At 37.3% G+C, this 12,185-nt stretch carries 10 protein-coding genes and 1 pseudogene; 5 read left to right on the top strand and 6 right to left on the bottom strand.

The features are described from left to right. Positions 1-57: 57 nt before the first annotated feature. The 3 genes and pseudogenes from CORI_RS10855 to CORI_RS04385 all read left to right on the top strand — a co-directional run bounded on the left by CORI_RS10855 (position 58) and on the right by CORI_RS04385 (position 1,343). Positions 58-492: pseudogene (locus tag CORI_RS10855) on the top strand (MetQ/NlpA family ABC transporter substrate-binding protein). Positions 493-537: 45 nt separating this feature from the next. Beyond that, on the top strand, positions 538-696 hold the full coding sequence (locus tag CORI_RS04390) for a hypothetical protein (RefSeq protein WP_173030967.1): 159 nt from the start codon (positions 538-540) through the stop codon (positions 694-696). 50 nt (positions 697-746) lie between these two features. Then, the gene (locus CORI_RS04385; RefSeq protein WP_173030966.1) at positions 747-1,343 is read left to right on the top strand and encodes a DedA family protein; all 597 of its coding nucleotides are present in this window, start codon (positions 747-749) and stop codon (positions 1,341-1,343) included. Positions 1,344-1,360: 17 nt separating this feature from the next. Here CORI_RS04385 and mog read toward each other — a convergent pair whose 3' ends face one another. The 6 genes from mog to CORI_RS04355 are packed head-to-tail and all read right to left on the bottom strand — an operon-like array spanning position 1,361 to position 8,935. Next, positions 1,361-1,900 carry a molybdopterin adenylyltransferase gene (gene mog / locus CORI_RS04380; RefSeq protein ID WP_173030965.1) on the bottom strand — a complete coding sequence of 180 codons (540 nt, stop codon included), beginning with the start codon at positions 1,898-1,900 and terminating at the stop codon, positions 1,361-1,363. 51 nt (positions 1,901-1,951) lie between these two features. Further along, entirely contained in the window at positions 1,952-3,619 is a 1,668-nt protein-coding gene (locus tag CORI_RS04375; RefSeq protein ID WP_173030964.1) for an AAA family ATPase, read from the bottom strand. Further along, entirely contained in the window at positions 3,606-4,850 is a 1,245-nt protein-coding gene (mtaB, locus tag CORI_RS04370) for a tRNA (N(6)-L-threonylcarbamoyladenosine(37)-C(2))-methylthiotransferase MtaB (RefSeq protein ID WP_173030963.1), read from the bottom strand. The genes CORI_RS04375 and mtaB overlap by 14 nt, the downstream gene beginning before the upstream one ends. Beyond that, positions 4,847-6,439, bottom strand: a complete 1,593-nt coding sequence (locus CORI_RS04365; protein ID WP_173030962.1) for a mechanosensitive ion channel domain-containing protein — start codon at positions 6,437-6,439, stop codon at positions 4,847-4,849. The genes mtaB and CORI_RS04365 overlap by 4 nt, the downstream gene beginning before the upstream one ends. Next, complete coding sequence (gene aroB / locus CORI_RS04360) at positions 6,436-7,476, bottom strand: 3-dehydroquinate synthase (RefSeq protein WP_173030961.1); 1,041 nt, start codon at positions 7,474-7,476, stop codon at positions 6,436-6,438. The genes CORI_RS04365 and aroB overlap by 4 nt, the downstream gene beginning before the upstream one ends. A 43-nt stretch (positions 7,477-7,519) precedes the next feature. Beyond that, on the bottom strand, positions 7,520-8,935 hold the full coding sequence (locus CORI_RS04355; RefSeq protein ID WP_173030960.1) for a COG3400 family protein: 1,416 nt from the start codon (positions 8,933-8,935) through the stop codon (positions 7,520-7,522). A 36-nt stretch (positions 8,936-8,971) separates the two neighbouring features. Between CORI_RS04355 and tgt the strand changes: the two genes are divergently transcribed. After that, positions 8,972-10,090 carry a tRNA guanosine(34) transglycosylase Tgt gene (tgt, locus tag CORI_RS04350; protein WP_173030959.1) on the top strand — a complete coding sequence of 373 codons (1,119 nt, stop codon included), beginning with the start codon at positions 8,972-8,974 and terminating at the stop codon, positions 10,088-10,090. A 103-nt stretch (positions 10,091-10,193) separates the two neighbouring features. Continuing rightward, positions 10,194-12,152, top strand: coding sequence for a methyl-accepting chemotaxis protein (locus tag CORI_RS10700; RefSeq protein ID WP_254064960.1), 1,959 nt, complete (start codon positions 10,194-10,196; stop codon positions 12,150-12,152). Positions 12,153-12,185: the final 33 nt, after the last annotated feature.

Here is a 12,185-nt window from a genome sequence, read left to right as displayed (position 1 = left end):
TTGGAGGGTTCGCCCTCCTTTGCTTTCACACAAAAGCTTTTAACTTTAATTTTATAAATTTGTGATAAAAGAGATAATTCGTTACTTTACCCCAAAAACATAGCCACAGATCAAGATAATCTTGATCCAAATTTCTTCCAACATTTACCATATCTTGAGAAGCAAAATAAAAACCGAGGCTTAAATTTGGTTAAACCATAAGCGTTCATATTTAACAGATGGGCTTTTACTCCAAAAAACATCAAATGTCTAAAAAACTCGAAAGTCGCTATCACATACCATCCTAGCAACAGTAACATAGTACTTAAAATTCTTGCTAAAAATAGCATTATAAAGCTAGATGAAAAAGCTACTCAAGCTACTTTACACGATATTGTGGAAAATCCTAAAAATCTAAAATTTATAGAGCTTAAAGAGGCGCAAATCCGGCATTCATTTGACTATGTAGATCTGCGCCGATCAGCACAAATTTCGTGCTTGATATGGATATGACTCCCTGTCAAAAGTCACTCTTATCATACAAGATGCCGATAGTCCTTGCACCAATACAATAGTGGCGATAAGATAAAAGCGCTTGATGATGCCATAAACAAACCCTCAAGCGAAAGAATTTATAATCAAACGCTATCAAGGCGCGATATTGCCTGTGTTTTAAATAAAAAGACCTACCAAGTCTCTTTTGAAATAAAGTTTTAAATCAAATTTCACTACAATCTCTCTTTAAATTTAAATTATAAAGGGCTTTTTTGCTTAACGATATTATAAATTTCATAGTTCAGACCGTTAGCGACTGGGGATATATCGGTATATTTTGCATGATGTTTTTGGAAAGTTCGTTTTTTCCATTTCCTAGTGAGATAGTTATGATACCTGCGGGATATCTTGCAAGCAAAGGCGAAATGAACATCATTATAGCCTTTTTAGCAGGCACAGGAGGCTCTTTGGGTGGTGCTGTGTTTAACTACTGCTTGTGCTATTTTTTCGGAAGAGGTCTGATAGAAAAATACGGCAAATTTGTAGGAATTACAGAAGAAAAAATGCAAAAATTTGAAAATTTCTTTAATAAGCACGGTGAAATTTCTACATTTAATTGCAGGTTAATCCCGGGAATTCGTCAATACATCAGTCTTCCTGCAGGACTTGCCAAGATGAATCTGCTTAAATTTTCTCTATACACTACGCTAGGTGCGGGAATTTGGGTGGCGATTTTGCTTGCGGTGGGGTATTATTTGGGGACAAATTACGATAAAGAGCTGTTTAAAAATATAGTCATATCAATACTCGTAATTTTAGCGGTTATAACGGCGATTTATATCTATATAAAAAACAAAAGAGAGTCTTAGCCTCTCTTTTAATTGTATTAAGAAATCTTCTTTTGCTTTGGTCTAAAGACCTTCATTATATTTTCATCGGTTTGTATATATCCGCCCTCTATAAGGTCTATACAATACGGAATCGCAGGAAATATCGGCTCTAAACACTCACGAATAGCCTTTGGATTGCCAGGCAAATTTACTATCAGGCTGTTTTTACGAATTCCTGCGGTTTGACGTGATAAAATCGCCGTAGGGACGTACTTTAAGCTTGCGGTTCTCATAAGCTCGCCAAAGCCCGGCATCATCTTTTCACAAACAGCCTCGGTCGCCTCAGGAGTTACGTCACGAAGTGCAGGACCCGTGCCGCCTGTTGTTAGTATGAGATCGCATTTTAAGTTATCACTCATATTTATGAGTCTTTCTTTGATTAACTCAAATTCATCGGGAATCACCTCATATACATACTCACGTTCACTTGTTATCCAACCGTCTAAAACTTCTTTTATCGCAGGCCCTGATAAATCCTCGTAAGTACCGTCACTAGCTCTATCGCTAAGCGTTAAAATTCCTATTTTTATCTTCATAAATTTTACTCCGTTTTTAAAATATGTGCGATTTTAGCATATTATTGCAAATCATTCATAAGAGCTTTGTATTATATTTTTAATACTCGCCTTGTCTATACTTTCGTTTGTCAATATGTATTCGCAAATTCTTTCCGTTTGATCCTTCATGCCGCGTAAAAATTCCGATATCTCACTGTAAGCCTCTTGAAGTATAGCCTCAACATCGGCAGGATTTGGCACAAGGGTTTTACCCATGCCGTATTCAAAGACCATATTTTGAGCGATCTCTTTTGCTTTTGCTATGTCGCTATGCGCATTTGAAAACACATCATCCCTACTCTCTTTTAGCGCACTCATACCCGCCAAGCATACCTTTATGCGAGAAAGCATTTGCGTTTTAGACTCTATCTCTCGCTCGGCAGCTCTGAAGTGATCTTCCACAAGCGAAATTTTTTCAAATTCAACCCCAAACCAATAAGCACTTAGAGCCTTTGCGCTCTGATAAAGAGCTTGAATTTTCTTCTCTTCGTCGCTATAGCTAAGCACTCGTTTTTTACCAAGCAAGACTTTATTAAGCACACTTTCAAAATCACTCATATCTATTGTGCCTTTGTTGTTCCTAAGTGCGTTTATGGCCGCCTCATTAACCAAAGTGGCAAGCGCGGCTCCTGAAAAACCGACACTTATCTTAGCGATATCCTCAGGCGATACGCTAGAGCTTTTATCTTTCAGATACGATTTTAAAATTTCAACTCTATCTGAAAAATCAGGCATCGATAGATAAATTCTCCTATCAAACCTGCCCGAGCGAAGCAATGCCTCATCTATCATCTCGATCCTATTTGTTGCAGCTATCACTATGACACCCGAGTTATCCTCAAAACCGTCCATTTCGGTAAGAAGCTGATTTAGCGTAGCCTCGCGCTCATCGTTTCTACTTCCTCCGCGCACTTTACCCACCGCATCTATCTCGTCGATAAAGATTATCGAAGGTGCGTAAGCCTTAGCCTTTAAAAACAGCTCTCTAACCCTTTTTGCGCCCATTCCTACGTAAATTTGTACAAACGCCGCACCGCTTTGGTAAAAAAACGGCACGTTAGCTTCTCCTGCCACAGCCTTTGCTACAAGCGTCTTACCAACTCCGGGAGGCCCTATCATAAGCACGCCTTTTGGCATTTTAATACCGAATTTTTTATATTTAACAGGATTTTTTAAGAAATCAACTATCTCGCTAAGCTCAAATTTTACGTCTTTTATGCCCGCCACATCACTAAAGCTTACGTTTGAGATAGCAGGCATCACCGAGCTTGCAAAGATATTTTCAGAATCATAAACATTTACTTTTTCGCTATTTTTGCTTTCGTTTTTTTGTCTTAGCTTAAATCTTGTATAAAAAAACAGCGCACCGTAACCAAGCCCGATAAGAAAAATAATCGCTAAAATTTCTTGCACGATAGGATACTCTTTATCTATGCTTACGGGCACTTTTTGAACCAATTTATTCATATCGATTCCATCTTTAACGATAGAGTATTTGTGTCCGCCACTGGTTGTTATGATTATCTCATCTTGCGCTACCATGGCTTTTTTAATCAAATTTCCGTCAAGTAATTGCTCGTAACTTTCATATATTAGGCTTTTAGGTCGGTTATTTAAGACCACATTAAGCATCAAGATAGCCAGTATTAAGGCTAGAGCTAAGATGATTCCCTTTTTGCTAAGTTTAAATTTGCGCATAGTTTGCCTCACTTTTGATCTCATACTCATCTAATACCACCCACTCTTTTTGTATATCTTTTTTAGTTTTTATCTTCGCTTTGTTATAAAACTGATCAAATCCTTCATAAAATTCGCCGTTTTTCTGTTCAATTAAGATATTTAAAACTGCCTTATTATCATTTCTAAATTTTAAATTATTTTGCGCCACTATCCCTTGGAGAATTTTCATCCTCTTTTTTGCCACATCACCGCTTACATCGATCTTCATCGTAGCAGAATGAGTATTGTTTCTTGGCGAATAAGCAAAGCAGTGCAAGTGAGTAAGCGGAAATTTCTTAAAATTTTCTAGCGCCTCGGTCCAAATTTGCTCGCTCTCTCCCGGATGTCCTACTATAAAATCAGTTCCAAGAGCAAATCCAAGCTCTGCCAGCTCCAAAAACAGCTCAATATCTTTAAGCGCTCTGTTTCTGCGCCTCATTATCTTAAGCATATCTTCGCTTGTGTGCTGAAGCGCGATATGAAGGTGTCTTTCCAGCCAACTTTCTTTTAAAATTTCTCTAAAGCTCTCATCTATCTGGCTTGGCTCGATACTTCCAAGGCGAATTCGCTTTATGCCGCTAAGCTTGCCAAGCCTATGAAGCAAATATCCAAGAGATGAGCCCGTATCCTTGCCGTAGCTGCCGATATTAGTTCCTGTTAAAACCAGCTCGTTATAGCCGTTTGAAGCTAAAATTTTAGCCTCTTTTACTATGCTTTCTTCATCCATACTTCTTGCTTTACCACGCACCGAAGGGATGATACAGTAGCTACAGATGAAGTCGCATCCTTCTTGAATTTTGATAAAAGCCTTGGTGTGATTTTCATAGTTTGTAACGATATTTTTATCGATACTTTCTAAATTTCCAAGCTCAAAAAACGGGTTTTTAAATTTTAAGAGCGAATTTATGTCTTCCTTTTTACTAGCTCCTATCACGCCAAAAACAGAGCTTTTATCAAAAAGCTCCCTGCCCTTACTAACCGCACCGCATCCTGTAAGTATTACCCTTGCGCCACGTTTTTTAACGCTGTTTATATAGCTTCTAGTGCCGCTATCTGCACTGTTTGTAACGGTGCATGAGTTTATCACTACGATATCGGCTTCATTTTCGTTGTTTGTGATATCATAATCTTTTATGTAGCTTTTCATAAGCTCGGTATCGTAGATATTTGTGCGACATCCAAAGGTTTTAAAGTAAATTTTCTCTCTCATAAACTTACTTCTTCGCTATTTTCTATCGGTTTTTTCTCTGCCGCCTGCACACGCTTATCCATATAAAGAGTCTGAGTAGGATATGCTATCACGATATCGTCTTCCGCGGCAAAACTTTCGATGATCTCGGCACTTATCGTGCTTCTAAGAGTTAACGTAGCAAAGGAATTTGTCATATACCAAACAGAAATTTTCATACCGTGAGGCTCGATCAGAGAAAAAATTCTAGGCTCTACGTTTGGATTTTTAATACTGTATTGATTTCTCAGCTTGCTCATCTGCTTTTTAGCGATATCGGTGTAGCCTTTGGAGTATTTGCGCACGATATTTTTCATGATATACATCGCTTTTTTATGGTTTGAGTCAAAGCTAAGCGTGATATCTATACCGTCCCAAACCGTCTTCATGCCTTGGTGTGAAAAATTTGCTATAAGATCGGTAAATATATAGTTGTTTGGCACGAAGATGATACGACCCGCACGGCGATTAAACATATAAGTATTTAGAGTTACATCTTCATAAATCGTCATCCTTAAAAGCGAGATATCTATGATGTCGCCTACGAAATTTTCACCGCCTTTTCGCACCTTGATACGATCTCCTACATGAAAACTACCGCCAAAAACGATAACCGTCCAGCCAAGCATGCTCATAAACATATCTTTCATAGCAATAGCAATACCCGCCGAGGCAAAACCAAGCACGGTAACTAGATAAGTTACGTTTTCGATATAGGCAAAAAGCAAGATAACTATAACAAGAGTGATATTTACCAAATTTATAAATTTGTTCGCCGTATATAAGCGCTCGTTATCGGCTATGGTCTTTTTAGTGATAAATTTAAATAAAAACGAAAGAACTATGATAATAACTAATAAAATTGCAATATTAAGAGCTTTTACAGCCTGAGCCTTTATATCCTCGCTTGCTCTATCCATAGCCTCGCTAACTCTTTTTTCATAGACGCTGTAAGTGGTTTGAGCTATATCTCTAGCAGCGTTAAATTCAACTATCTCTTGCCTAAGTTCTATAAGATCGCTCTTAAATTTTTCATCATCGTTCAGTCTTACGATATTTGATAAAATTTCCTCTTTTTTATTAAGTTCGGTTATGATCTTATCAAGTCCAGTTAAGCGCTCTTTATACTCGTCCTTTTCGCTTCTAAGCTGCTTTATGTAAGAAAATCCCGAGATAACAGCCACAGGATTTGTGATCTTTTGTAAATTTTCTATCTCCGGAGCCGTGATCATACTCGAAAATGGCGCTTTTTCAAATTCTTTTAAAAGCTCTATCTGCTCTCTTAGTGTGTTTTGCTTTTTTTGTAGTTCAAGCATCTTTTCGCTGTTTGATTTAGGCACTTTTTTTAAATTAGCTTCAACCTCTGTAAGCTCGGCTGTGAGTTTTTGAAAGGTATTATAGTTTGAGTATCTAGTTATCCAGATGTTGCCCGATAACTGCTCGTCGATAGAAGTAAGTGCGGTTCTTAAATCAAGCAAAGCGGCCTCTTTAGTGGAGTTATAATCCTGCGCCACTTCATTTGCGCCAAAAGCAAACAAGCAAAAAACCAAAGACACAAGCAACTTTTTCATCTGAACTCGCTTAAAATTTCCATTACGATATCCTTGTTGATATCTTTTCTTATCTCGTATCCGCCAATTCCTTTTGGCAAGATAAATTTGATAGCTGAATTTTCGCTTTTCTTGTCAAAGAAAAACGCCTCATAAAAGCTGTGTGCGTTAGCTACGCTATATCTTGTCGGAAGGTTAAATTTAAGGAGCAAATTTTCAACTCTGTTTTTTTCTTCCGAGCTTAAAAGCCCTAGTTTAACGGCTAGTACGTTAGCCATATTCATCCCGATGGCTACGGCTTCACCGTGTAAAAATTTCTTATACTCAGTCTCGTTTTCTATCACGTGAGCAAAAGTGTGTCCGTAGTTTAGCACCGCTCTTACGCCCTTTTCAAGCTCATCGGCCTCAACGGCCTTAGCCTTTAAAAGCACGCTTTTATATATAAGCTGCTGTAAATTCGCTTCATCTTGCAAATTTGCGCCCTCAAGCCACTCAAACATATCTTTATCAAACATCACAGCCATCTTTATAGCTTCGGCTACTCCTGCTGCAAATTCGCGTTTTGGAAGCGTTTTTAGAAATTTACTCTCGCAATAAACGGCTCGCGGTTGATAAAACGAGCCGATTAAGTTTTTGCCGAATTTATTATTGACTCCCGTTTTTCCGCCTACGCTTGCATCAACTTGAGCTAGAAGCGTGGTAGGTATATTTATAAACTTAATCCCTCTTTGATAAACACTTGCCACAAATCCCGCCATATCGCTTATCACGCCGCCGCCAAAAGCTATGATAACGCTACTTCTATCAAGCTTGCTGGTAAAAAGCTCTTCTAAAATTTGCTCTATAGTGCTTAGGTTTTTATATTCCTCGCCATCCGGCACGCTTATTATAAATTTTTCTTTACATTCTAAATTTTCAAGCAAGCTATTAAGGTGCAATCCTGCGACTTTCGGATTAGTTATAACGGCTACTTTGGTATCAAATTTAAGCTCTCTTAGCTCATTTATAAAAACAGTGTAGTTTCTTGATTCGTCTTGTAAATTTATATCGATTTTCACGCCTTGCCTTAATATTTTATTAACTCTATTTTATCTAAATTTCCTAGTTTATCGGTATAAAAATTTGAATATTGTCGCTTAATTTACCATAAAGCCTGTTCATATCGTTTGAAAAAATAGCAAAAATATCCCTCCTGCTCATCTTTTTAGAAAAAGATATAAACTGAAGCAGATTTTTTTCATCTGAAAGTTTTACGAGCGGATTTTCGCTTTTATCGTTTATGATTTCAACTTTTTTGCCGAAAATTTTAGACAAATTTTCAAAGTGCTCGACGATACTTTGATCATCGTTTGAATTCATAGTATCAAAGTAATATAGCGTTATATCCACATCAAGTTGCGAGCAACAATCAAGTATCACCGAAGAGTGGCTCTCCATATCCTCGCTTCCGCTTAAGATAACACCCTTTTTAAGTTGGCTTAAATTCCCGACTCCTATCTTCATAACAGGCTTTTTGATATCAAACAAAAGCTTTTTGTTGGCTTTGAAAAATTTATTATCGGTTATCACAAGCCCTATATCAAATGCCAAAATATCAGATTTTATCACACTAGCCGAGCATGAGAAATAATCAAAAGATATGATTATGGAGCTATCTTCAAGCTCTTTTAGCCTCTCGTAGACAGGATTCATAGTCGGATTTATCACTTTTATATACAAGCGACGATTATTTAGACGCTCATTTAGCGCTATACTTTCGTCAATCAGCCTCATGCACTCGCCTTGGCTCATATGTTTCATATCCAAAAGCGTATATAAATTTAACCCAAATGGACTAGGAAACTGCCCTTTTTCACGCTTTATGCTTTTAAATACGCTTAAAAGTACGCTTGGTTCGCCTACTATCAGCAAGGTATCGTTTGGCAAGATCATCAAATTTGGACGCGCTATCATGAAATTTGATCCGCGATAAACCATAGCGATACGCCATTTTTTCTGCTGCACGGAGCCTATGTGGCGATACATGAAAGAGCTTCCCACGGGAACTTTGACCTCCATTATCTCGCCTTCGCCAAGACCTATATTATCGGCTATCACTGGCATGTCCGGAAGATAGTCCATGAGCCTAATTGTCATTATATTTCGTCCGTCAAGTAGCGTCAAATGCTTATCTTGGCTTATTTCATTATCGTCATTAAGCCCCCACGTATCAAAGATAAGCATGTCGGTTTTTTTGCTTATTTGGCGTAAATTTCTATAAACGCTAAGAGCTTCAAATTTATCCTCAAGCACTATCAAAAACTGGCTAAAATACCCGTCAGCTGCGCGTTTTAGTCTATCAAGGCTGGTTGGATCAAAGTTATAAAATGAAAAATTTTCTATCTTAAGCCCGCTAGGCACGATGCCCTCTTTGTGGGTTATGATACTGTAATGATGCGAACTGTTCTTGGTTACAAACAATCTTTCTAAGAAATGTTTTGCTACAATTCCATCTGCAATTATCAAAATATTTTTCATAACAACTCCAAAATTTAAAAAGGACATTATAGCAAAATGACTTTTAGTATAGATAAAACGGACGGCAACGCACGCGCAGGCACTTTAACCACCGCTCATTCGACCATACAAACCCCTGTTTTTATGCCTGTAGGAACGGTTGGCGCCGTTAAGAGTTTAGACGCAAAAGATATGATGGAAATTTTAGACGCCAAGATCATTTTAGGAAACACATATCACCTATATCTACGCCCTACGAGCAAGGTCGTAAAAGAATTTGGCGGATTGCATGGATTTAGCAAATTTAACCGCTCTTTTTTAACCGATAGCGGCGGCTTTCAGGCGTTTTCTCTTAGTAAAATTTCAAAGCCAGATGAACACGGAATCCACTTTAAAAGCCACATAGACGGCAGCTCTCACTATTTTACGCCAAAAAGCGTGCTTGATACGCAGTATGATTTAAACTCAGACATCATGATGATACTTGATGATCTTATCGCTCTGCCGGCAGAGCCTAAACGCGTTGAGCTTAGTATAAGAAGGACGATAAATTGGGCTAAAGAGGCGATTGATTATCACAAATTCAAACAATCTGGCGGTGCAGGACTAACGCAAAATATATTTGGTATCATCCAAGGCGGGACGGACTATGAAGCGCGTAAATTTTGCGCCCAAGCTCTTTGCGAGATGGAATTTGACGGACTTGCGATAGGCGGCTTAAGCGTAGGAGAGAGCAACGAGCAGATGTATGATACGGTTGAGGGAGTTATGCCTTATATAGACGCAAATCGCCCGCGTTATCTAATGGGAGTTGGAACGCCTGAAGACTTGGTAGAAAACGTAGAGCGAGGAGTTGATATGTTTGACTGTGTAATGCCGACCAGAAATGCGCGAAACGGAACTTTATTTACAAGCTTTGGCAAGATAAATATCAAATCGGCCAAATTTATAAACGATCACGCACCAATAGACCCTGAGTGCTCATGCTATACCTGCCAAAACTACTCGCGCGGCTACTTAAATCACCTCTACAAAGCGCGCGAACTTACATTTTTCCGCCTAGCAAGTCTTCATAACCTGCACTATTATCTAAATTTGATGAAGCAGATGAGAGAGGCGATATTACAAAGCAAATTTAGCGAATTTAAAAGAAATTTCTACAATAAAAGAAACTAAAATTTTACACAAAAATCAAATTTATTTTATTGATTAATTGTAGTTTAATATTATCTAAATAAAATATTAATTTTAATACAATACGTTACAAAAAAGGAAAGTAATGCGTTCAAAACTAGTTAAAAGTGTAATTTTTTGGCTTTCACTCTGTTTAATTTTAAGCTTAGGTGTCTTTTCTTTTGCAAATTTTACTATTGCAAAAAATGAAACATCCACGCTTATATCATCCTCTCAATACAGCATAGTACAAAGCGCCATTAAATTCTTACAAGGCTTTGTAGGCTCAAAATTTGATGTTGTAAATGCTATATCAGAAAAGATAGAAAAAACCAATCCGACAGAAGATGAGTTATTAGGTATATTACAATTAGGAAATAAAATTGGAAATTTCGAACTTTTATATGCAGGTTTTGAAGAAAACGGAAGAATGCTTAGATCAAACGGCAAAAAACAGTGGCCAAGTGACGGATATGATCCAAGGCAACGAGGATGGTATAAGCAAACAGTTGAGGCTGACAAACCTTCCGTAAGTGACGTATATGTAACATCTACAGGAAACCATATAGCGGTGTCTTTTGCATCCCCTTTTAAAAAAGACAGTAAACTTCAAGGAGTTGTAGGCTCTGATGTTTTACTTGAAAATTTAAGCAAAGAAATCCTAACTATGACTCAACATAAAGATGAGAAAATACTAGCGATCGATGCTAAGAGTAGAACCATAATCAGCAAAGACAAAGATATACTAATGAAAGAAAGTGCTCTAAACACCGAGCTTTTAAAGTTTTTTAATAACAGCAAAGAAAATTTAATAAAAGAGCTAAAAACATACAAATTTTCTGAAAACAATCAAGAGATGATAGCTGCTTGCTTAAAAGATGATATCACTAAGTGGCTCATATGCTCGGTTGCACCTATAAAGATATACTCTAAAACAACAAACAATCTTTTAAAATCACAACTGATTCTGTCTATAATCTCAATAATTTTAATCGTAGTAATACTATCTTTTATACTTCAAATCAAGTTAAATCCCTTAAAAGAAATTCACGACGGACTAAACGCATTTTTTGAATTTTTGCATTGCGGAACAAAAAAATGTAAAACAATACATGTAAAATCAAAAGATGAGCTGGGACAAATGGCAAATTCAATAAACGAAAATATTAAAAATGCAGAATCAGCCAAAATCTCTGAAAACGACTTTATAAAAGAAGCAAATACATTCGTAGACAGTATCAAATCCGGAGACTTTACGGCAACTCTTAATGCACAAACGTCAAACCCTGCATTAAATCAGTTAAAACATACATTTAAAGAGCTTCAAGAGGCTTTAAAAGATAATATTGCCAAAAACGGCATAGAACTTATAAATCTTCTTGATAAATTTAAAAATCAAGACTTTACGGCTAGACTTGATGATAACGGTAAGATGGCAGAAGGAGTAAACGGACTAGGTGAAGAGATATCAAACATGCTTCGTGCAAATTTGTCTCAGGCTGAAAATTTAAGACAAAAAGCACAAGCTCTATCTGAATACATGAACGAACTAACAAGCGGAGCTAATAGGCAAGCAAATTCACTTCAAGAAAGTGCAGCCGCAGTAGAGCAGATGAGCTCGTCAATGTCTGCCATATCTCAAAAGACTCAAGATGTAATAAGACAAAGCGAAGAGATAAAAAACATAATAGTAATAATAAGAGATATAGCAGATCAAACAAACTTACTAGCATTAAATGCTGCTATAGAAGCGGCACGTGCCGGAGAGCATGGACGTGGCTTTGCGGTAGTTGCCGATGAAGTAAGAAAACTAGCCGAAAGAACTCAAAAATCATTAGGTGAGATAGAAGCTAATACAAATGTACTCGCTCAAAGCATAAACGAGATGAGTGAATCTATAAAAGAACAAGCTGACGGAATAAACATGATAAATCAATCGGTTGCCAATATAGATGATCTAACCAGACAAAATGTAATAGTAGCCAATAAGACAAACGAGGTAACAGCTGAAGTTGATAGTATGGCTAAAGATATAGCAGATGATGTGAAGAGGAAGAGGTTTTAGTTGATAACCAATAAAATAATTTACAATAAAGAT

This window comes from Campylobacter sp. CCUG 57310, assembly GCF_013201975.1.
Lineage (GTDB): Bacteria > Campylobacterota > Campylobacteria > Campylobacterales > Campylobacteraceae > Campylobacter_A > Campylobacter_A canis.
The sequence above is the reverse complement of the archived record's forward strand: the minus strand, read 5'-3'. Positions and strand labels throughout refer to the sequence as shown.

Bases quoted from the DNA above. Each gene is read 5' to 3' on its own strand.
- mog (WP_173030965.1), bottom strand. From the start codon at position 1,900: ATGAAGATAAAAATAGGAATTTTAACGCTTAGCGATAGAGCTAGTGAC.
- CORI_RS04375 (WP_173030964.1), bottom strand. From the start codon at position 3,619: ATGCGCAAATTTAAACTTAGCAAAAAGGGAATCATCTTAGCTCTAGCC.
- mtaB (WP_173030963.1), bottom strand. From the start codon at position 4,850: ATGAGAGAGAAAATTTACTTTAAAACCTTTGGATGTCGCACAAATATC.
- CORI_RS04365 (WP_173030962.1), bottom strand. From the start codon at position 6,439: ATGAAAAAGTTGCTTGTGTCTTTGGTTTTTTGCTTGTTTGCTTTTGGC.
- CORI_RS04355 (WP_173030960.1), bottom strand. From the start codon at position 8,935: ATGAAAAATATTTTGATAATTGCAGATGGAATTGTAGCAAAACATTTC.
- tgt (WP_173030959.1), top strand. From the start codon at position 8,972: ATGACTTTTAGTATAGATAAAACGGACGGCAACGCACGCGCAGGCACT.
- CORI_RS10700 (WP_254064960.1), top strand. From the start codon at position 10,194: ATGCGTTCAAAACTAGTTAAAAGTGTAATTTTTTGGCTTTCACTCTGT.